Source organism: Micromonospora sp. WMMD1219, from assembly GCF_049315215.1.
GTDB lineage: Bacteria > Actinomycetota > Actinomycetes > Mycobacteriales > Micromonosporaceae > Micromonospora > Micromonospora tulbaghiae.
The window spans coordinates 4750874-4770379 of record NZ_CP186057.1; the positions used below are offsets into that span (position 1 = coordinate 4750874).

Below are 19506 nucleotides of genomic sequence, written 5' to 3' on the forward strand. Positions count from 1 at the left end.
GACACCTCCACCCCTCCCCGCCCACTGCCTCGACCCGTCCGCTCGCGCCGACAGGCCGACCACACGCGCCGCACGACGTCGAGGCGCATCTCGCCAACCCGAGCCGATCGCGCGTCTCGACCGCAGAGAAAGCCGTCCCGCATCACGAGATCCCAAGAGATCTTGGAGCGAACAGGCCCCCATGAGGGCCATTTTCTACCAAGATCTCCACGCGCCGCCCTCCCTCCCCGTCGATCTTGCACTTTGGTGGCCCGCATAACGCGCCTACCGGACATTCTGCGGGCTCAAACTGCAAGATCGACGGGGAGAGGGAGCGGGAGCGGGAGAGGGGGAGGGGAGGGCGGGGGAGGGGGTTAGGGGGTTAGGGGGTGGGGGCGCCCGTGTAGAACGCGGTTACTCGGGTGCCTGCGGTTTGTGCCTGCTCGGTGGGGGTGCCGGCCTCGATGCTTGCTGCCGTCCAACTGTTGCTGGACTCGGTGACGAAGCGCAGGCCCTCGGGTGAGGCCATCCACTCGGCTGCGGCGGCCGGGTCGACGCCCGTGCCGTCGGCGGCGAAGTGGGAGGCCAGGCCGACCAGCGCCAGGTCCCAGCCGATGCCGACCGCGCCCGGACCGTACTCGGCCCACCGCTGGTCGTCGACGTGCGCGACGTGTTCCAGCTCGAAGCGGGTACGCCCCGGTCCCGCCTCGCGCAACCGCACCTCGATCCAGCTCACCTCGCCGCCGAACTCCCACGTTGCGGCGAAGCCGTGCGGCGGGTCGCAGCGTTCGACGGTGCCGCCGGCGTTGCCCTCCAGCTGGTAGCGGCCGCCGAGGCTCAGGTCACCGGAGACCGGCAGGAACCAGCGGGGTATGCGTTCCGGGTTCGTGCAGGCGTCGAAGACGTCGGCGACCGGCGCGTCGTACGTCTGGGCGATGGTGAGCACCCGCGCCTGCCCGGCGGGGAGCGTACGGGCGCCGATGTGGCGCTCGACGGCGCTGATCTGTCCGGTCACGTCGATCATGGGTCGGTCCTCTCGTCGTCGGTGGTGTCCTCGCGCAGCCGTCGTTCGCGGCGGCCCCGGGCCAGCTCGGTGGCGAGCGCCGCCAGTGGCGGCGTCCAGAAGCGGCGGAACCCGTCCAGCCACGCGTCGATCTCGCGCAGCGGGCCGGGGTCCACGGCGTAGAGCCGGCGGGTGCCGTCGGCGCGCACAGTGGCGAAGCCGTGCTCGCGCAGCACCTTGAGGTGCTGCGAGACGGCGGGCTGGCTGATGCCGAACTCGCGCCGCACGGTCTCGCCGAGCGCGCCGGCGGGTTGCTCGCCGTGGGCGAGCAGTTCCAGGATCCGGCGGCGGACCGGGTCGCCGAGGACGTCGAAGGCGTGCACGACCCATATATATCAGGTGACGCTTATATAAGCGAGGAATAACGCTGACGCGACGCGGGGCGCCCGTCGCACCCGGGCGCCCCGCGTACCCCCGTGGTCAGCCGCCGAGACGGGCGGCGACGGTACGGCGCAGCTCCGGCAGGCGGCCGTGCAGCAGGCCCGGGCACTGCGTGTCGTTGAAGTCCTTGTGCCCGTAGATCTCGGTGGGCGCGATGCCGTACTGCTGGCAGGTGAACGCGCAGAACGTGACCAGGCTGTTCCAGAGCGCCTGGGGCGGCTGCACGTCCACGTAGATGCCGTCGTTCTCGATGCCGATGGCCTGGCTGTTCTGCCCGACGCAGTGCGCGCCCTGCACCATGGTCTGGCCGTGCAGCAGCGCGTAGAGGCTGCCGTGCCGGCCCTCGGTCAGGTAGCCGCCCCGGCTGTTGGTGAAGTGCTGCCCGGAGTCGAGCCAGCCGTTGCTGTCCATGTGCAGGTTCTGGATGTCGCGGGAGTTGCGGTACGCCTGGGCGAGGCTGTAGTCGGTGGTGTTCGGGAACGCCGTGTGGTGGACGATGATCTTGTTGGGCCGGCTGGACACCACGCTCACCGGCGACGAGGGCGGGCGGGCGCCCCAGGTCGCGCAGTTGGCGATGGTCGGCTGGTCGACCCGGGTGGCGGCGGCCCGCGCGTCGGGGCCGGAGCCGATCTGGGTCAGCGCGCCGACGCCGGCGGCGGCGCCGAGCAGGACCGCGCCGCGCAGCACGGTCCGCCGGGGGACATGGGCAGGCATCGCAGCCTCCTGGGGAAGAGAGGCGGCCGGGCGTGGCGGGACCGGCACCGCCCGCCACGCCCGGGCCGGGGTCAGCAGGGTCCGTTGCAGGCCAGGACGCGCAGCCGGTCGAGCGAGCCGTTCCACACGTTCTGGTCACCGGGGAAGACGCCGGAGGAGGACCACTGCCAGAACGAGTACGTGCCCCAGCCGGCCGGCAGCGTGCCGACGCTGCTGGAGTACCTGGCGATCCACAGCGGGTTGTTGGCGGCGAACTGCGAGGTGTTGCCGGTGCAGGTGCTCCACCAGTCGGTGGTGGTGTAGATGGTGGCCCATCGGCCGGTGCGGGCGTAGTACTGGTTGACGAACGAGGCGATCCAGCTGCGCATCGACGCCTGGCTCAGCCCGTAGCAGGTGGCGCCGTACGGGTTGTACTCGATGTCCAGCGCGCCGGGCAGCGTCCGCCCGTCCTTCGACCAGCCGCCGCCGTGGTCGACGAAGTAGTTGGCCTGGGTGGCGCCGCTCGTGGTGTCCGGGCGGGCGAAGTGGTACGAGCCGCGGATCATCCCGACGTTGTACGAGCCGTTGTACTGCTGGGCGAAGTACGGATTGGTGTAGTACGTGCCCTCGGTCGCCTTGATGTACGCGAACCGGGCGCCGTTGGCCCACGCCCCGGACCAGTTCACGTTGCCCTGGTAGCTGGACACGTCCATGCCGGGCAGCCCGGCCGGGGCGGCGCCGGCGGGGGCCGCCCCGGACAGGGTCGCCGCGGCGACGGTGGCGGTGGCGAGCAGCGCGGCTCCGGCCGCGCGCAGCGCCGATCGGATCGAGCTGTGCATCTGTCCTCCCTGGGGGTTGCCGCGCTCCGGCGGCGGGAGTATGACGAAAGGAACTGTCGTCATTAGGTCACAGGGCGGAGAAACTTTTCAATAGAGTGCATCGAAGAATCTCACTTAATAGGGCGCTCAGCCGAGCTGGGCGAGCGCCTCGGCGGCGGCGCGCTCGCCGGCGGTCACCGCGCCCTCCAGGTAGCCGCTCCAGCGGGTCGCGGTCTCGGTGCCGGCCCAGTGCACCCGGCCCACCGGCGTCCGCAGCTCGGGGCCGTACGCACACCACGCACCGGGCGGCAGGACGCCGCAGAAACAGCCGCGCGTCCACTCGTCGGCCGACCAGTCGTACTCGACGAGGTCGTCGGGGCGCGCGGCGGCCGGGCCGAAGATCGCGGCGAGCGCCTCGCGCAGCGCGTCCCGGCGCGCGTCGTCCGGCAGCCGGCGCAACGCCCGGGCCTGCGCCCCGTAGCTGAACGCGGTGAGCACCCCGCCCGGCACGTACGGCAACGAGTTGTCCACCGTCTCGGTGAGCGGCCCCGTGTCGGCGCTGGACACGCCGGAACGGCCGTCGGCGCGCCAGAACGGCTCCGGGTAGAGCGCGTGCACCTTCAGCGCCACACCCATCGGCATCCGCTGGGTCAGCCCGTCGCGCAGCGGCGGCAGCGGCGGGTCGTACCGGATGCGCCCGGCCAGCGCCGGCGCCAGCGCGACCACCACCGCGTCGCCGCGGTACGTCTCGCCGCCGGCGCGCACCCGCACGCCGTCGCCGTCCTGTGCGACGCCGTCCACCGGCGCGCGCAGGCACAGGCTCCCCGGCGGCAGCGCGGCGGCCATCCGCTCGGCCAGCACGGCCGGGCCGCCGACCAGCCGGTCCTGCTGGGCGCCACCGGCCATGCCGAGCAGCGACCGGGTGCCGCCGCCGCTGCGCAGGTAGAACAGCATGTGCAGCAGCGAGACCTCGTCCGGTGAGGCGGCCAGCAGCCCACCGGCGAGCAGCCGGCCCGCGTACCGGGCGGTGACCGGGTCGGCCGCGCTCGCGCCGAGCCAGCCGCCCAGCGTGATCCGGTCCCACCGGACCGCGTCGTCCGCCCGCCACGGCGCGGCCGGGTCGAGCCCGGCCGCCATCTCGTCGAGCGTCCCGAGCAGCCCGGACAGCCCGGGCGGTTCGCCGGTGGCCGGGCGCCCGCCGAGCAGCAGCGTCGCCGCGCCGTGCGCGGGGGAGGGAAACGTGGTCAGGCCGTACGCGGCGACGAGCGCGTACATCCGGTCCTGGGTCGGGCCGATCCACTGCGCGCCCAGATCCAGCCAGCCGCCGCCGGGCAGCGGGCGGCTCAGTGTCCGGCCGCCCACGCGGTCCCGCGCCTCCAGCACCCGCACCTGCGCGCCGGCCGCGTCCAGCGCGAGCGCGCAGGCCAGGCCGGAGAACCCGGCGCCCACGACGACGACCCGGTGGCGGCGCACGCGTCGGCGTACCCCGCTCCCGGCCGGATTCACCCGGCCCGGCGTGTCGAAACGGGCGTCCACCGTTCGTGTGGAGGGTGAAGGGACGGCGCGGGGCCGTCCGGCGGTGAAGAGGAGAAGCCGATGAAGCAGTACCTGATCAGCATGTACCAGCCGGCCGGCCAGGGTAGTCCGGACCCGGAGTTCCTGGCCGGGGTGATGCGCGAGGTCGAGGCCATCGGCCGGGACCTGCGGGAGGCCGGGTGCTGGGTGTTCGGCAACGGCCTGCACGACCCGCAGACCGCCACCGTGCTGCGCCCGGCCGGTGACGAGGTGCTGGTCACCGACGGGCCGTTCGCCGAGGGCAAGGAGTACCTGGGTGGCGTCACCGTCATCCGGGCGCCGGACCTGGACGCCGCGCTGGACTGGGGCCGCCGCTACGCCCTGGCCACCACGCTGCCGATCGAGGTCCGCCCGTTCCAGGGCGAGGGATGACCGACGTCGAACGCGTCTTCCGGGCCGAGTACGGCCGCGCGGTAGCCGTCCTGGTCCGTCTCCTCGGCGACATCGACCTCGCCGAGGAGGCGGTCCAGGAGGCGTTCGCGATCGCCGTGACGCGCTGGGCCGCCGACGGACCGCCGCCCAGTCCGGCCGGCTGGATCATCACCACCGCCCGGAACCGGGCGATCGACAGGTTGCGGCGCGAGGCGACCCGGGAGGCGCGGCACGCCGAGGCCGCCCTGCTGCACGCCGCCGACCCGCCCGCCGAGGAGGGGCCCGTGCCCGACGACCGCCTGCGCCTGATCTTCACCTGCTGCCACCCGGCGCTCGCCGCTCCCGCCCGGGTGGCGTTGACGCTGCGCCTGCTCGGCGGCCTGAGCACCGCCGAGATCGCGCGGGCCTTCCTGGTGCCGGAGACGACCATGGCCCAGCGCCTGGTCCGGGCCAAGGCGAAGATCCGCGACGCCGGTATCCCGTACCGGGTGCCGCGCGACGCGGACCTGCCGGACCGGCTGCGCGGGGTGCTCGCCGTGGTGTACCTGATCTTCAACGAGGGGCACACGGCGAGCGCGGGGGAGCGGCTGGGCCGCGCCGAGCTGGGCGCCGAGGCGATCCGGCTGGGCCGGCTGCTGGTGACGTTGATGCCGGACGAGCCGGAGGCGCTCGGCCTGCTCGCGCTGATGCTGCTCACCGAGGCGCGCCGCGCCGCCCGGACCGGCCCGGACGGGGTGCCGGTGTCGCTGTCCGAGCAGGACCGCGGCCGGTGGGACCGGGAGCTGATCGCCGAGGGGCAGGACCTGGTCCGCCGGTGCCTGCGGAGGGGCCGGCCCGGCCCGTACCAGATCCAGGCCGCGATCGGCGCGGTGCACGCGGACGCGCCCACCGCCGCCGCCACCGACTGGGGACAGATCCTCGCGCTCTACGACCAGCTGACGGCCGTCGCGCCCGGGCCGGTGGTGGCGCTGAACCGGGCCGTCGCGCTGGCCGAGGTGCGCGGGCCGGCGGCCGGACTGGCCGCTGTGGACGGTCTGGACCTGGGCGGCTACCACGTGTGGCACGCGATCCGGGCCGACCTGCTGCGCCGCCTGGACCGCCCGGCGCAGGCCCGGGCGGCGTACGACGCGGCGATCGCCGGTACGGGCAACGCGGCGGAGCAGACGTTCCTGCGCCGCGCCCGCGACCGCATGCCGAGATGATCACACCGACAGTGCACGTTGGAGGCCGGTAACCCCGGCAGATGAACCGTGATCGTCGGGGCATTGACGCGGCGGCAGAGAAAAGTACACTCCCGGTGTAATTAGTTTTCCCGCTCCGTCGACCGGCACGAGGTGACGATGAGCCCACCGGCCACAGCCGCCGACGGCCTGGCACTGCACCACGTCGGCGTACGTTTCGGCGGCCTGGTCGCCCTCGACGACGTCTCGCTGCGGGTGCCGCCGGGCCGGGTCGTCGGCGTGATCGGGCCCAACGGCGCCGGCAAGACCACCCTGTTCAACGTGGTCTGCGGCTTCGTCCGGCCGACCGAGGGTTCGCTCACCCTGGACGGCCGGCCGTTCCGGCCCCGCCCGCACGCCCTCACCCGGCTCGGGATCACCCGCACGCTCCAGGGCGTCGGGCTGTTCGCGGGGCTGACCGTGCTGGAGAACGTGGTCGCCGGCGCGAGTCACACCGCCCGCGCCGGCTTCGCCGCCGCGCTGTTCGGTCTGCCCCGCAGCGACAACGACGAGCGGCGGCTGCGCGCGGCGGCGCTGGACCTGCTCGCCGAGCTGGGCATCGGGAAGTACGCCGACGCGACGCCGGCCACCCTGCCGTACCCGGTCCGCAAGCGGGTCGCGCTGGCCCGCGCGCTGATCGCCCGTCCCCGGCTGCTGCTGCTCGACGAACCGGCCGGCGGTCTCGGCGCCGACGACGTGGCCGAGCTGGCCGACCTGGTCCGCGCGCTGCCCGAACGCGACGACGGCTGCGCCGTGCTGCTCGTCGAGCACCACATGGACCTGGTCATGTCCGTCTGCCACGACCTGGTGGTGCTCGACTTCGGCAAGGTGATCGCGGCCGGCCCGCCGGAACGCATCCGCGACGACCCCCGGGTCACCGAGGCGTACCTGGGCGCCGACGTGCCGGCCGAGGGGAGCACGTCGTGACCGCCGTGCTGGAGGTCGAGGCGCTCAGCTGCGGCTACGGACCCGTGCCGGTGCTGCGCGACGTCGCGTTCACCGTCGCGGCCGGCACCGTCACCGCCGTGCTCGGCGCCAACGGCGCGGGCAAGACCACGCTGCTGCGTACCCTCTCGGGTCTGCTCCGGCCCACCGGCGGCCGGGTCCGGTACGCGGGCGAGGACCTGCGCGGCGTCCGGGTGGAACACCTGGTCCGGCGCGGCCTCGCGCACGTGCCGGAGGGCCGCGGCGTGGTGACCGAGCTGACGGTGGCGGAGAACCTGCGCCTGGGCGGGCTGTGGCGGCGTGACCGGGCCGACGCCCGGCGCGCACAGGACGAGGTGTACGAGCTGTTCCCCGCGCTGGCCCGCCGCCGCGACCACGCCGGACACCAGCTCTCCGGCGGGGAACGGCAGATGCTCGCGATCGGCCGCGCGCTGATCGCCCGGCCCCGGCTGCTGCTGCTCGACGAGCCGTCGCTCGGGCTGGCCCCCAAGGTGGCCGCGCAGATCATGGCGCTGCTGCGGCGGCTGCGCGACGAACGAGGGCTCACCGTGCTGCTCGTCGAGCAGAACGTGCGCACCGCGCTGTCCGTCGCCGACCAAGGCATCGTCATGTCGCTCGGGCAGGTCGTGACGGCCGCGCCGGCCGCCCGGCTGCGCGACGACGACCAGCTCCGGCACGCGTACCTCGGATTCTAGGAAGGGGTCGCCGATGGAGCGGTTCTGGTTCCTCACCTTCGACGGGCTCGCCGCCGGGGCGGTGTACGCGGCGTTCGCGCTCGCGCTGGTGCTCATCTGGCGGGCCGCCCGGGTGGTCAACTTCGCCCAGGGCGCGATGGCCGTGGCCACCGCCTACGTCGGGTACGCGGTCGTCTCCGCCACCGGCTCGTACTGGCTGGGCCTGGCCGCCGCGATCCTGTCCGGACTGGCCCTGGGCGCGCTGGTGGAGCGGGTGCTGATGCGGTTCGCCGGCCCCGGCGGGCCGCTCAACCAGGTGATCGTCGCGCTCGGCCTGGTGCTCGTCATCCAGGCGGTGCTCGGCATGGTCTTCGGCAACGACTACCGGCCCGCCCCGGCACCGTTCGACACCGACGCGCTCACCATCGCCGGGGTGGCCGCGCTGTCCCCGTACGACCTGTGGGTGCTCGGCTCGGCGCTCACGGTGGTGGCGCTGCTCGCGCTGCTGTTCACCCGTACCCCGGTCGGCCTGCGGATGCGGGCCGCCGCGTTCGCCCCCGAGGTGTCCCGGCTGCTCGGCGTCAGCGTCGGCCGGATGCTCACGCTGGGCTGGGCGCTCGCCGCCGGGGTCGGTGCGCTGGCCGGGATGCTGGTCGTCCCCACCGGACTCGGCCTGCACTCGCACGCCATGGACCTGGTCTTCGTGGTCGCGTTCACCGCCGCCGTGGTCGGCGGCCTGGACAGCCCGGTCGGCGCCGTCGTCGGCGGCCTGCTGGTCGGGCTGATCCTGTCCTACGTCACCGGCTACCTGGGACCGGACACCACCCCGCTGGCCGTCCTGGTGCTGCTGCTGGCCGTCCTGCTGGTCCGCCCCGGCGGGCTCTTCTCCGCGGCGAGAGCGAGGCACGTGTGACGAGCACCCCCACCGAGGTCGCCCCCGCCGCACCGTCGGCGCTGCGGCGGCTGCTCCCCGGCGCACCGGCCGGACGCGAGGCGCGCGGCTCCACACTGCTGCGTCACCTGGCGGTGGCCGTGTTCTTCGGCACGCTCGTCGTGCTGGTCACCAACCAGCTCGCGCCGTACCAGAACCTCCAGGTGGCGCGCGTCTGCGCGTTCCTCTGCGTCACCGCCGGGCACACCGTGCTGGTCGGGCTCAACGGCCAGCTCTCCCTCGGGCACGGCGCGCTGATGGCCACCGGCGCCTACACGATGGCCCTGACCCAGCAGGCCCTCGACGAGCGGGCGCTACGCGGCTGGTGGACGCTGCCCGCGTCGCTGCTCGCCGCCGTAGCGGTGACCGCGCTCGGCGGGCTCGTGGTCGGGCTGGCGGCGGCCCGGCTGCGCGGGCCCTATCTGGCCGGCGTGACACTGGCCGTGGCGACGCTCGTCCCGGCGGTCACCACGATCTTCACCGGCGTGTTCAACGGCGAGCAGGGACTGCCGTTCCCGGCGCAGACGCCACCGGCGACGCTCGGCGCCTACTTCCAGCCGGAACGCTGGCTGGCCTGGATCGCGCTGGCCGCCGCGCTGCTCACCATGCTGCTGCTGGCCAACCTGGTGCGCAGCCGCTTCGGCCGGTCCCTGCGGGCGGTCCGCGACGACGAGGTCGCGGCCCGGCTCGCCGGCATCCCGGTGGCCCGCACGCAGGTGCTCGCGTTCGTGGTCAGCGCCGCCTGCGCCGGCCTGGGCGGCGGCGTGTACGCCATGCTCACCGCCACCGTCGCGCCCGGCAAGTTCCCGCTGGACCTGTCGCTGTTCCTGCTCATGGCGATCGTGATCGGCGGCCTGGGCAGCCTGGCCGGCGCGGTCTGGGGAGCGGTGCTGCTGGTGGCGCTCCAGGACCTGCCCGGCCTGCTCACCGAACACCTCGACCTCTCCGCCGGGCTGGCCCAGCGGCTGGAGGGCAACCTCGCGCTCGCCGTGTTCGGCCTGATCCTCATCGTCGTCATGCTCGCCGCCCCGGGCGGCCTCCAGGGCGGCGTGCGCGCCGTCGGCGCCCGGCTGCGCGCGGCCGTCCGCAGCCGGCGCGCGCCCCTCCGGTCGCCGGACCGCTGACCCCACCGGTTCCACCCACCGTTCGCACCGTCGCACCGGATTGGAGAACCATGCGCCCCACCACCCGCCGCGTTCTCGCGGCCGCCGCCGGCCTGGCCCTGCTGGCCGCGTTGCCCGCCTGCGCCGACGACGAGAAGCAAGCCGCCGAGAACGTCCCCGGCGTCAGCGACTCCGAGGTCGTCATCGGCACCCACCAACCGCTCACCGGACCGGCCGCGCCCGGCTACTCGAAGATCTCCGCCGCCACGAAGGCGTACTTCGAGCACGTCAACAGCAAGGGCGGCGTGCACGGCCGGAAGATCGTCTACAAGGTCATGGACGACGGCTACAACCCCGCCAACACCGAGAACGTGGTCCGCAAGCTGGTGCTCGACGACAAGGTCTTCGCGCTGCTCGGCGGCCTGGGCACGCCCACGCACACGAACGTGCTGGAGTTCGTCAAGACGCAGAAGGTGCCGGACCTGTTCGTCGCCTCCGGCAGCCGCAACTGGAACCAGCCGGACAAGTACCCGACCACGTTCGGCTGGCAGCCCGACTACACCGTCGAGGGCAAGATCCTGGCCGGCTACGTCAAGCGGGAGTTCCCCGGCGCGAAGGTCTGCCACTTCGGGCAGAACGACGACTTCGGGCGGGACTCGCTGGCCGGCGTCGAGCAGGTCCTCGGCCCGGTCGCGGCGAAGCAGACGTACACCACCACCAACCAGCAGGTCGGCCCGGCCATCGGCGCGCTGCGCGCGGCCGGCTGCCAGGTGGTCATCTCGGCGACCATCCCCGGCTTCACCGCGCTCGCCATGGGCCAGGCCGCCGGGCAGGGCTTCAAGGCGCAGTGGGTGGTGTCCAACGTGGGCGCCGACTACACCACGCTGTCCGCGCAGCTCGGCGACAAGAAGGTGATCCTCGAGGGCATGGTGGCCGACAACTACCTGCCGAACGTGGCCGACACCGCGAACCCGTGGATCCAGGAGTTCACCAAGATCCACCAGAAGTACAACGCGGGCAACCCGGTCGACGGCAACGCGATCTACGGCTACTCGATGGCGTACACGTTCGTCCAGGCGATGCTCGCCGCCGGGCCCGACCCCACCCGGGAGAAGCTGGTCGAGGCCGTGCGCAAGGGCGGCTTCCGCGGCCCGGGCCTGGTCCCCTTCCGGTACGCCGACGGCGTGCACGCCGGCTACGGCGGCGTCCGGCTGACCAAGGTGAGCAACGGCGCGCAGGAGTACTTCGGTCCCGCGTACACCACCGACGACGGTGACGGCGCGGTCACCGAGTTCACCGAGCCGCCGACGAACCCGCCGGCGGACGCCGTGCCGACGTCCTGACCACGGTGCTGTCGCCGGGTGGCCGGGTGGCCGGGTGCCGGTCGCCCGGCGGCACGCACGTAGAGTGGCCGCCGGCAGACGAGCAACAGGAGAGCCCGTACCCATGATCGAGCTGGAGACCGACCCGCCGGAGCGGGTGGACGGCCGGGCGGCGCGGGCCGAGCGGACCCGGGCCGCGATCGTGGAGGCGCACCTCGCCCTGATCGACTCCGGTGACCTGCGGCCCACCGGGGAACGGATCGCCGAGCGGGCCGGGGTGTCGCTGCGTACGCTCTGGACCAACTTCAAGGACATGGAGACGCTGTTCGCCGCGACCGGGCGGCGGGTCGGCGAGCGGCAGGCGGCGCTCTGGCGGCCGGTGCCGCCGGAGCTGCCGCTGACCGCCCGGATCGCCGCGTTCTGCGACCAGCGTGCCCGGCTGCTGGAGGTGCTGGCGCCCTCGGCCCGCGCGTCGGCGCTGCGGGAGCCGTTCTCCCCGCAGTTGCGCCGTAACCGGGAGGCGGCGGTCGCCCGGGTCCGGCAGGAGATCGAGGCGGTGTTCGCCCCGGAGCTGGCGCAGGCCGGGCCGGGCCGGGAACAGTTGCTCGACGCGCTCACGGTGGCCGGCACCTGGTCGGCCTGGTCGATGATGCGCGACTCGATGGGGCTCGACGTCGACGCCGCCCGCGCCGTGATGGCCCGCACGCTCGGCGCGCTGCTGGTCGACGCGATCGCCGCCGGCCTGCGCTGAGCGGTCCCGGCGGCCGGTCAGGCGATCTCGCCGGTGGCGACGACCTCGCCGAGTTGGCCCAGCGTGCTCAGGTAGGTGTCGTGCAGCTCGTCGGTGGCCGCCGTGCACGCGTCGGAGACGGTGACGATGCGGTACCCGTTGTCGACCGCCTGGTAGGCGGTGGCGGTGACGGCCAGGTTCGTCGCGACGCCGGTGAACACGACGGTCAGCACGCCACGGCCGCGCAGGATCAGGTCCAGGTCGGTGCCGGAGAACCCGCCGAGCCGGGTGGAGGTGACGACGACGTCGCCCGGCTGTCGCGCGACGTCCTCGACGATCCGGGTCTTCGGGTCGCCCTCCAGGAACGCCCCGCGCTCGGCGATCATCGCGAAGCTCGGCGTGTTGGCGATCAGGTCCGGATAGCCGGGCCGGTAGGCGACCCGGGTGAAGATCACGAGGCCGCCCGCGGCCCGCGCGGCGGCGGCGACCCGGGCCGCGTTCGCCGCCACGCCGTGCCGGGCCACCTGGTCGGCGAAGAACGGGCCGAAGACGCCGTCCGGGCTGACCACCTCGTGTTGCCAGTGGACGCCCACGACCGCGGTGTGCGCCCAGTCGATGCGCTGCATGTCGATCCCGTCACGGTGCGGAGAGCTGCTGCGGAGCCAGCTCGTACCGGCTCAGGCCGCCGGCGGCGGTGCTCCTGCCGAAGGCGTCCAGGCGCCCCCAGCGGCCGGGGACGTCGAGCAACGCCACGTAGTCGAGGCTAGCAGGCAGGGCGGGCCGGGCCACGAGATCGTCGCCGACCGGCCGCAGGCCGAGCATCGTCCGCAGGAGCAGCAGCGGCGCGCCGGCCGACCAGGCCTGCGGGCTGCACGCGGTCGGATACCGGATCGGGTAGCGGGTCTCGGACCGGGCATGCCCGGCGAACGCCTCCGGCAGCCGGCCGTCGTAGAACGCCGCCGCGTCCAGGATGCCCGCCGCGATACGGGCCGCCTCCTCGGCGTACCCGTAGCGCCGCAGACCCCAGGCGATGAACGAGTTGTCGAACGGCCAGATGGTCCCGACGTGGTAGCCGACCGGGTTGTAGCGGGCCTCGCCCTCGGCCAGCGTGCGGACACCCCAGCCGCTGAACATCGCCGGTGACATCAGGTGCCGCACCAGGGCCTCGGCCTTCGGCTCCTCGACGATGCCGCTCCACAGCAGGTGGCCGATGTTCGACGACAGGGCGTCCACCCGGCGGCCGTCGCCGTCCAGCGCCAGCGCCATGTACTCGCCGTCGTCGATCCAGAAGTCGTGGTTGAAGCGGCGCTTGAGGTCGGCGGCGTCCCGCTCCAGCCGGTCCGCGTACGCCGGGTCGTGCCAGATCTCGCGGGCCAGCCGGGCGGTGCGCACCTTCGCGTCGTACGCGTACCCCTGGAGCTCGCAGGTGGCGCGCGGGAAGCCCGGCAGCCGGCCGTCGCGGTAGCAGATGCTGTCCCAGGAGTCCTTCCAGCACTGGTTCTCCAGGCCGTTCACCGCGTTGCGCCGCTCGTAGGAGACGTAACCGTTGCCGGCCCGGTCGGCGTAGTGGTCGATCCAGTCGACGGCCGCCCGCGCCTCCTGCTCCACCGCGCGGACGAGGGCGGCGTCGCCGGTCCACCGCTCGTACTCGTCGAGCAGCACGAGGAACAGGGGAGTGGCGTCCGCGCTGCCGAAGTAGGGGCTGTGCGGTGTCTCGTCGAAGACGGTCAGCTCGCCATAGCGCATCTCGTGCAGGATCCGGCCCGGCTCCTCCTCCCGGAAGTCGTCGATCCGGCTGCCCTGCCGGAAGGCGAGCACGGTGAGCGTGGTGGCGGCGAGTTCGGGTGCGAACGGCAGCGCCTGGAGGCTGGTGAGGATGCTGTCGCGGCCGAACAGGCACATGAACCACGGCAGCCCGGCGGCCAGCACGCACCCGGCTCCGGCGAGGAACGGGCTGAACCGCAGCGCGGCCAGGTCGATGAGGCTCTGCCGGTACGTGTTCTGCAGCGGTCCCCAGCTGGTCTCCAGGCGCGGCGCCCGGTCCAGCCACTCCCGCAGCTCGGCGGGCTTGTCCCGGGCGTGGCCCTCGACCCGCCCGGGCAGGCTGAGCCGCTCCAGCCCTCGGGGCAGGGGGAGGTCCGGCTCGGCGGTCAGCCGGGTCTGCCACCGGCCGTGCGGTTCGATGTGCACGCGCAGCGTCAGGCCGTTCTCGTCCACCTCCGCCGGGGCGGTGGCCGACACGATCGTCTCGCGGCGGTAGCGTTCGCGCTGGTACCCCAGGACGAGTCGCGGGCCGTCGACCCGCCGGTAGTGCCGCCCCCGGCGGTTCGTCGTGCCCTCCTTAACCGCGAAGAGGTCCGCAAAGTCGGCGTCCACCTCGATCCGCACGGTCAGGTCGACGGGCCGCCGGTCGTTGTTGACCAGGAGCAGGTCCTCCTGGAGTCCGGCGTCCAGCCTGTGGGTCCGGCGCACCGCGAGTGTGCTGTTGACGTAGACGTCCTGACTGCCCGGGACCAGGTAGAACCGGTTCTCGAAGTAGTGGATGTCGTCGATGGATAGCGTGCTGAGCCGCTCGCCGTCGATGGTGAGCTGCCAGCGGGACAGCAGACGGGTGTCGTGGGCGAACAGGCCGTGGGTGGCGTCGGCCGCCGGGACGACGTCGCCCGCCCGGTCACAGACCAGGAAGATCGTCCCGTCGAAGATGCCGACGTGGTCGTCACCCATCGTCGTCTCCCCGATGTCGTTCCGGGCGCGAACCGGGCGGGGAGGGGAACAGTCGGCGTACTGTCGCGAACAGCCGCGGGCTGCCCTCCACCTCGGCCTCGCCGCGCAGGACGGTGGTCAGGAAGTACGCCTCGCCCTGCGCGATCCGGTCGAAGACGGCCCGGTCCGCCCGGACGACCGCGTCCCCGCCGGTGGCCTGCCGCGCCGCGGTGACCTCGCCGCGGGCGATGGAGACCAGCCAGTGGTCGACCGAGCCGTCGCCGGCGATGTCGAACCGGACGGTGCCCTCGTGGAGCGCTGTCAGCCCGCGCTGCCTGCGCTGCCCCAGGCTCCGGAAGAACTCTTCGGTGGCGTCGACCATCGGCCCTCCTCCCGATGGCGCTATTCCCCGCCAGGGGGCTTGTCGCCTCACCCGGAACGGGTGAAACCGGGGAAGCCGGAGACCTAGTCCTCGCGCAGCAGGCGCAGGATCCTGGCCAGCTCGGTCCGGTCCTCCGGTGCGAGCGCGCCGAAGAACCGTTCCGCCTCGGTGGCCCGCGCCTGCCGGATGGCGGTGCCCACCCGCTCGCCCTCGGCGGTGGGGGCGACAAGCGTGGCCCGCCGGTCGCCCGGGTCGGGCCGGCGCTCGACGAGGCCACGTTCCTGCAACCCGTCGACCACCTCGGTGGCCGAGCGCGGCGCGATGCGCAGGTGCTCGGCGAGCGCACCGGGACGCAGCGCGCCGTGACGCATCAGCACGCCGAGCGCCCGCGCCTGCCCGGGGCTGATCTCCCACGGCTCCAGCGCGCGTTTGGTCTGGTGCCGCAGTCGGCGGGTCACCGCCCAGAACGTCTCGGCCAGGCTCTCGTCGCTGCCGCTCACGGGAATACGGTAACAGGCTTTCGTGTTGTTCCCTCATGTTGAGGTAACCTCAGCATGTTTCCCCCGAGACACTAGGAGCACCATTGGACCGCATCCCCGACGGCCGCCGTGACGGCCGGACCGTTTCCCCCGCCGAGAAGGCCCAGGCCCGTGAGGTGTCCCTGCGCCGGATCGGCGGCCTGTTCACCGCCCACCGGGGCCCGCTCGCCACCGTCGTGGCGATCATCGTGGCGTCCTCGAACATCGCGATGGCCACACCGTTCCTGCTGCGTGCCGTGATCGACCGGGCCCTGCCCGAGCGTGACCTGACGCTGCTTGCCTGGCTGGTCGCGGGCATGGTCGCGGTGGCGGCGGTCACCGCCGTGCTCGGCGTCGCACAGACCTGGATCTCCACCCGCGTCGGCCAGGAGGTCATGCACCGGCTGCGCGCCGACGTCTTCGCCCACCTCCAGCGGCAGTCGATCGGCTTCTTCGTGCGCACCCGCACCGGCGAGGTCCAGTCGCGCATCACCAACGACATCGGCGGCATGCAGGCGGTGGTCACCTCCACCGCCACCTCGATCGCCGCCAACCTCACCACAGTGGTCGCCACCACCATCGCCATGCTGGCGCTGAGCTGGCGCCTCACCCTCGTCTCGGCGGTCGTGCTGCCGCCCGCGCTCTGGCTCACCCGCCGGGTCGCCCGGCTGCGCCGGGAGATCACCGCCCAGCGGCAGCGCGAACTGGCCGACCTCACCGTGACCATCGAGGAAGGGCTGTCGGTCAGCGGCGTACGGCTGGCCAAGACGCTCGGCACCGGCCCGGCCCTGGTCGACCGGTTCACCGCCTCCTCGGCCCGCCTGGTCGACCTGGAACTGCGCTCGGAACTGGCCGGACGCTGGCGGATGGCCGCCATGAGCATCGTCTTCGCCGCCATCCCCGCGGTGATCTACCTGGGCGCCGGCCTGCCCGGCACCGCCGGCACGCTCACCATCGGCACGCTCGTCGCGTTCACCGCCCTGCAGGGCAACCTGTTCCGGCCGCTGATGGGCCTGCTCAACGTCGGCGTCACGCTCACCGCGTCGCTGGCGCTGTTCGCCCGGATCTTCGAATACCTCGACCTGCCCGTCGAGGTCGCCGAGCCGGCCCGCCCGGTCCCGCTGGACCCGGCCACCGCCCGCGGCCACCTGCGCGTCGAGGACGTCACCTTCAGCTATCCGGGCAGCGACACCGCCGCCCTCGCGGGCGTCAGCCTGGACGTCCCGGCCGGCACCAGCCTCGCCCTGGTGGGGGAGACCGGCTCCGGCAAGAGCACGCTCGCCGCGCTGATCAGCCGGCTGCACGACCCGGACGCCGGCCGCATCACCATCGACGGGATCGACCTGCGCGACCTGCGCCCGGCCGACCTGGCCGCCGTCGTGGGCGTGGTCAGCCAGGAGACGTACCTGCTGCACGGCACCGTGCGGGACAACCTCCGGTACGCGCGCCCGGACGCCACCGACGCCGACATCGAGGCCGCCGCCCGCGCCGCCCGCATCCACGACCTCGTCGCCGCGCTGCCCGACGGGTACGACACCATGGTCGGCTCGCGCGGCCACCGGTTCTCCGGCGGCGAGCAGCAGCGCCTGGCGATCGCCCGGACCCTGCTGCGCGACCCGCGGATCCTGGTGCTGGACGAGGCGACGAGCGCGCTGGACACCGAGACCGAGCGCGCGGTCCAGCGGGCGCTGGACGAGCTGGCCCGGGGCCGCACCGTGGTGACCATCGCGCACCGGCTCTCCACCGTCCGCGACGCCGACCGCATCGCGGTGCTCGACCACGGCCGGATCGTCGAGTCCGGCACCCACGACGCGTTGCTGGACCGGCGCGGCCGGTACGCCGCCCTGGTCGGCTGACCGTAGGAAAGTTTTGGCCGGGCATTCATCCGTGTAGCTATTTACCCGACGTCCGCGCGGCCCATAGCATCGACCCGGATCACTCGATGCGAGGAGGGGAACGATGTCGCTGACGACCACCGCCGCCCGGTGGCGCGTGCCGGCGCTGCTCACGACCGCTGTCGTCGCCGGGGCGATGCTCGGCGTGCAGCCCGCGCATGCCGCCCGGCCGGGCTTCCGGATGCCGTTCCTGTGCGGCCAGACCTGGCAGGGCAACAACTGGAACGGGCACAGCCCCGCCCACGCCATCGACTGGAACCACTACGACGCCAACGGCAGCCCCGACGACCTCAACCGCCGGACCGTCGCCAGCGCCGCCGGGACCGTCCTGGAGTCGTACTACTCCACCACCTCCGGCTACGGGAACACCATCGTCATCGGGCACGGCGACGGCTGGCGCACCCGGTACGCCCACCTGAACTCGCGCGCGGTGGCCACTGGCGACACCGTGAAGCGCGGCGATGTCATCGGCCGGGTCGGCGCGACGTCGACGAAGTACGACCTCAGCCCGCACCTGCACTACGAGCAGATCCACGACGGCAGCGTGGTGGTGGCGGTCGTCCAGGGCGTCACCTGGTCCGACGGGCTGAAGCGCAACCAGACCAGCACCAACGGCTGCTGACCCCGGGACACCCGCCGGCCGGGATGAAAACCCGATCTGCAAGACGTGATTTACGGAGCGCCAATGGGTAGAGTGGCGCGGTGCGCAGCGGAGTGCAGGCTCAGGTCCCGGTCCTGAACGTCGGTGACGCCGACGCGGCCGGCCGGTTCTACGCGCTGTTCGGCTACACCGGGCAGCCCGGCGAGGACGGCCGGTCGCGCCTGCGCTGCGGCGACCTGACCCTGCTGCTCGTCGTCCAGGCCGCCCCGGCCCCGGCCACGCTCCACCTCCACGTCGACGACGACGCCGCGACCGCCGAACGCCTCGTCGCGGCGGGTCACCGGGTCGAGAACGCTCCCGGCGGCGAGTGCCGCACAGTCGACCCCGACGGCAACACGATCCTGTTCGCCCGCTCACCGGGTGTGCCTGCTCCGCAGGTCGATCCGGACGGGCGACCCGCCCCGGTCCGCCGGGCCGCCCAGGTCGCCGCCCGGCGCGACGGCGCCCCCGGCCACTGCCAGATCGGCGGACCACGAGGCGAGCCCTGCGCCGAGCCGGCCGAGGTCAAGCTCGCCGACTCGTGGGGCGACACGGTGTGGGGCTGCCTGACCCATGCCGACGAGGCGCTCGTCAACGCGCGCGGCGCGTTCCTGGCCACCGAGGACAGCACCGGCATCGCCGCCTACCTGGCCGCCCGGCAGGCCCGCCCCGAGACGGCCGCCGTCCCGGGCTGACGCCGTCGGGCTCAGACCTGGGGCGGCTCCGGTTCGCCGGGCCGGGGCCGCTGCCCCGGGGCCGGGCGCGGTGCGGGCGGAGGGAGCAGCGGCTCCAACGGGGTGAACGACTCCACCGGTCCGTCCGGCCGTGATCCGCGCCGTGCCCGCCCCGCCTCGCCCGCCGTCCTCGGCTGCTCCGGCGGGTGGTCGCGCCGGTCGCGTTCCTGCGCGTACTCGGCGCGACGCCGGGCCAGGTCGCGTTCGCACTCCAGCGCGATGCGCTGCTCCCAGTACGGCTGGAGCAGCTTGCGCACCCGCTCGTCCAGGTGCACCGTGACGTCCGGCTCGCAGGCGAACGTCACCTCGCCGCGCGCGTACGTCCAGGGCGACGGGTCGTCCTCGGCCAGCGCGGCGGTCAACGCGGCGTGCAGGTCGCGCGGGCGGTGCGGCGGCACCTCCGCCGCGCAGCGGACCGCCAGGCGGTGCAGGCGCTGCGCGGCCTGCTGCTGGAAGTAGTCCACGTACCAGCCGAACAGCTCCGGCCGGGCGGTCTCCGACGACCAGGTGTAGGTGGCGCGGACCAGGAACACGTACACCTGGCCCTGCGCGGGCACCGCGAGCGGCTCCGGTACGCGCCGGTCGACTGTGGTCACCGGCGTCACCGGTTCCTCGGTCCACCAGAGCTGCCGCAGCGTCGGCTGTGCACCGTCCCAGAAGCGCCGGGTCCGCACGCGCGCCGCCTCGCCGAGCGCCCGTGTCCGTACACTCAAGCGCCGCCGCCAGCCGTCGACCGGCGCGCCGGGCGCGGGCCGCCGATCACCCGGCCCCGGGTCCTCCGGCACCGCGGTCATCGCACCCCCTCCATGCCGGATCGCAGCACCGCGT

At 73.7% G+C, this 19506-nt stretch carries 21 protein-coding genes; 11 read left to right on the forward strand and 10 right to left on the reverse strand.

The features are described 5' to 3' along the window. Nucleotides 1-361: 361 nt before the first annotated feature. The 5 genes from ACN27C_RS22105 to ACN27C_RS22125 form a co-directional block, all read right to left on the reverse strand. A complete protein-coding gene (locus ACN27C_RS22105; protein ID WP_364805196.1) occupies nt 362-1003 on the reverse strand; it encodes an SRPBCC family protein in 642 nt (213 codons plus the stop codon). Then, entirely contained in the window at nt 1000-1365 is a 366-nt protein-coding gene (locus ACN27C_RS22110; RefSeq protein ID WP_120569558.1) for an ArsR/SmtB family transcription factor, read from the reverse strand. Before ACN27C_RS22110 ends, ACN27C_RS22105 begins: the two co-directional genes overlap by 4 nt. Before the next feature lie 97 nt (nt 1366-1462). Beyond that, nucleotides 1463-2137: a peptidoglycan recognition protein family protein gene (locus ACN27C_RS22115; RefSeq protein ID WP_120569559.1), complete on the reverse strand. Its 675-nt coding sequence runs from the start codon at nt 2135-2137 to the stop codon at nt 1463-1465. 71 nt (nt 2138-2208) lie between these two features. Next, complete coding sequence (locus tag ACN27C_RS22120) at nt 2209-2955, reverse strand: lysozyme (protein ID WP_422747834.1); 747 nt, start codon at nt 2953-2955, stop codon at nt 2209-2211. 126 nt (nt 2956-3081) lie between these two features. After that, a complete protein-coding gene (locus ACN27C_RS22125; protein ID WP_422747837.1) occupies nt 3082-4470 on the reverse strand; it encodes a flavin monoamine oxidase family protein in 1389 nt (462 codons plus the stop codon). Nucleotides 4471-4530: 60 nt separating this feature from the next. Here ACN27C_RS22125 and ACN27C_RS22130 point away from each other — a divergent pair, with 60 nt between their 5' ends. The 8 genes from ACN27C_RS22130 (at nt 4531) to ACN27C_RS22165 (ending at nt 11827) form a co-directional block, all read left to right on the forward strand. Further along, nucleotides 4531-4881 carry a YciI family protein gene (locus ACN27C_RS22130; RefSeq protein ID WP_120573748.1) on the forward strand — a complete coding sequence of 117 codons (351 nt, stop codon included), beginning with the start codon at nt 4531-4533 and terminating at the stop codon, nt 4879-4881. Further along, complete coding sequence (locus ACN27C_RS22135; protein ID WP_421500983.1) at nt 4878-6083, forward strand: RNA polymerase sigma factor; 1206 nt, start codon at nt 4878-4880, stop codon at nt 6081-6083. The genes ACN27C_RS22130 and ACN27C_RS22135 overlap by 4 nt, the downstream gene beginning before the upstream one ends. Nucleotides 6084-6221: 138 nt before the next feature. Beyond that, entirely contained in the window at nt 6222-7028 is an 807-nt protein-coding gene (locus ACN27C_RS22140) for an ABC transporter ATP-binding protein (RefSeq protein WP_422747840.1), read from the forward strand. Further along, nucleotides 7025-7741, forward strand: coding sequence for an ABC transporter ATP-binding protein (locus tag ACN27C_RS22145; protein ID WP_422747843.1), 717 nt, complete (start codon nt 7025-7027; stop codon nt 7739-7741). The genes ACN27C_RS22140 and ACN27C_RS22145 overlap by 4 nt, the downstream gene beginning before the upstream one ends. A gap of 13 nt (nt 7742-7754) precedes the next feature. Further along, on the forward strand, nt 7755-8633 hold the full coding sequence (locus tag ACN27C_RS22150) for a branched-chain amino acid ABC transporter permease (RefSeq protein ID WP_071094675.1): 879 nt from the start codon (nt 7755-7757) through the stop codon (nt 8631-8633). Further along, nucleotides 8630-9775 (forward strand): branched-chain amino acid ABC transporter permease, encoded by a 1146-nt coding sequence (locus ACN27C_RS22155; protein WP_121685057.1) that lies wholly within the window; start codon nt 8630-8632, stop codon nt 9773-9775. Before ACN27C_RS22150 ends, ACN27C_RS22155 begins: the two co-directional genes overlap by 4 nt. 50 nt (nt 9776-9825) lie before the next feature. After that, a complete protein-coding gene (locus ACN27C_RS22160) occupies nt 9826-11097 on the forward strand; it encodes an ABC transporter substrate-binding protein (protein WP_422747845.1) in 1272 nt (423 codons plus the stop codon). Nucleotides 11098-11200: 103 nt separating this feature from the next. Next, nucleotides 11201-11827: a TetR/AcrR family transcriptional regulator gene (locus ACN27C_RS22165; RefSeq protein ID WP_071094679.1), complete on the forward strand. Its 627-nt coding sequence runs from the start codon at nt 11201-11203 to the stop codon at nt 11825-11827. 17 nt (nt 11828-11844) lie between these two features. Here the strand turns inward: ACN27C_RS22165 and ACN27C_RS22170 are convergent, their stop codons facing one another. From ACN27C_RS22170 to ACN27C_RS22185, 4 genes are all read right to left on the reverse strand, one after another. Then, nucleotides 11845-12432, reverse strand: coding sequence for a cysteine hydrolase (locus tag ACN27C_RS22170; RefSeq protein WP_422747847.1), 588 nt, complete (start codon nt 12430-12432; stop codon nt 11845-11847). A 10-nt stretch (nt 12433-12442) separates the two neighbouring features. Then, entirely contained in the window at nt 12443-14530 is a 2088-nt protein-coding gene (locus ACN27C_RS22175) for a glycogen debranching N-terminal domain-containing protein (RefSeq protein WP_422747849.1), read from the reverse strand. Next, nucleotides 14523-14891: an SCP2 sterol-binding domain-containing protein gene (locus tag ACN27C_RS22180; protein ID WP_422747851.1), complete on the reverse strand. Its 369-nt coding sequence runs from the start codon at nt 14889-14891 to the stop codon at nt 14523-14525. The genes ACN27C_RS22175 and ACN27C_RS22180 overlap by 8 nt, the downstream gene beginning before the upstream one ends. A gap of 83 nt (nt 14892-14974) precedes the next feature. Continuing rightward, nucleotides 14975-15391 carry a MarR family winged helix-turn-helix transcriptional regulator gene (locus tag ACN27C_RS22185; RefSeq protein WP_422747853.1) on the reverse strand — a complete coding sequence of 139 codons (417 nt, stop codon included), beginning with the start codon at nt 15389-15391 and terminating at the stop codon, nt 14975-14977. A gap of 83 nt (nt 15392-15474) precedes the next feature. Here ACN27C_RS22185 and ACN27C_RS22190 point away from each other — a divergent pair, with 83 nt between their 5' ends. The 3 genes from ACN27C_RS22190 (at nt 15475) to ACN27C_RS22200 (ending at nt 18639) form a co-directional block, all read left to right on the forward strand. Beyond that, a complete protein-coding gene (locus ACN27C_RS22190) occupies nt 15475-17265 on the forward strand; it encodes an ABC transporter ATP-binding protein (protein ID WP_422747855.1) in 1791 nt (596 codons plus the stop codon). A 103-nt stretch (nt 17266-17368) separates the two neighbouring features. Further along, nucleotides 17369-17926: a M23 family metallopeptidase gene (locus ACN27C_RS22195; RefSeq protein ID WP_422747857.1), complete on the forward strand. Its 558-nt coding sequence runs from the start codon at nt 17369-17371 to the stop codon at nt 17924-17926. A gap of 80 nt (nt 17927-18006) precedes the next feature. Beyond that, complete coding sequence (locus tag ACN27C_RS22200; RefSeq protein WP_422747859.1) at nt 18007-18639, forward strand: VOC family protein; 633 nt, start codon at nt 18007-18009, stop codon at nt 18637-18639. Between the two features lie 11 nt (nt 18640-18650). Here the strand turns inward: ACN27C_RS22200 and ACN27C_RS22205 are convergent, their stop codons facing one another. Then, entirely contained in the window at nt 18651-19472 is an 822-nt protein-coding gene (locus ACN27C_RS22205) for a hypothetical protein (RefSeq protein WP_422747861.1), read from the reverse strand. Between the last annotated feature and the right edge of the window lie 34 nt (nt 19473-19506).

Coding starts and splice junctions, on each gene's coding strand:
- ACN27C_RS22160 (WP_422747845.1), top strand. CDS start 9,826: ATGCGCCCCACCACCCGCCGCGTTCTCGCGGCCGCCGCCGGCCTGGCC.
- ACN27C_RS22115 (WP_120569559.1), bottom strand. CDS start 2,137: ATGCCTGCCCATGTCCCCCGGCGGACCGTGCTGCGCGGCGCGGTCCTG.
- ACN27C_RS22175 (WP_422747849.1), bottom strand. CDS start 14,530: ATGGGTGACGACCACGTCGGCATCTTCGACGGGACGATCTTCCTGGTC.
- ACN27C_RS22165 (WP_071094679.1), top strand. CDS start 11,201: ATGATCGAGCTGGAGACCGACCCGCCGGAGCGGGTGGACGGCCGGGCG.
- ACN27C_RS22120 (WP_422747834.1), bottom strand. CDS start 2,955: ATGCACAGCTCGATCCGATCGGCGCTGCGCGCGGCCGGAGCCGCGCTG.
- ACN27C_RS22105 (WP_364805196.1), bottom strand. CDS start 1,003: ATGATCGACGTGACCGGACAGATCAGCGCCGTCGAGCGCCACATCGGC.
- ACN27C_RS22195 (WP_422747857.1), top strand. CDS start 17,369: ATGTCGCTGACGACCACCGCCGCCCGGTGGCGCGTGCCGGCGCTGCTC.
- ACN27C_RS22170 (WP_422747847.1), bottom strand. CDS start 12,432: ATGCAGCGCATCGACTGGGCGCACACCGCGGTCGTGGGCGTCCACTGG.
- ACN27C_RS22130 (WP_120573748.1), top strand. CDS start 4,531: ATGAAGCAGTACCTGATCAGCATGTACCAGCCGGCCGGCCAGGGTAGT.
- ACN27C_RS22180 (WP_422747851.1), bottom strand. CDS start 14,891: ATGGTCGACGCCACCGAAGAGTTCTTCCGGAGCCTGGGGCAGCGCAGG.
- ACN27C_RS22135 (WP_421500983.1), top strand. CDS start 4,878: ATGACCGACGTCGAACGCGTCTTCCGGGCCGAGTACGGCCGCGCGGTA.
- ACN27C_RS22205 (WP_422747861.1), bottom strand. CDS start 19,472: ATGACCGCGGTGCCGGAGGACCCGGGGCCGGGTGATCGGCGGCCCGCG.
- ACN27C_RS22150 (WP_071094675.1), top strand. CDS start 7,755: ATGGAGCGGTTCTGGTTCCTCACCTTCGACGGGCTCGCCGCCGGGGCG.
- ACN27C_RS22140 (WP_422747840.1), top strand. CDS start 6,222: ATGAGCCCACCGGCCACAGCCGCCGACGGCCTGGCACTGCACCACGTC.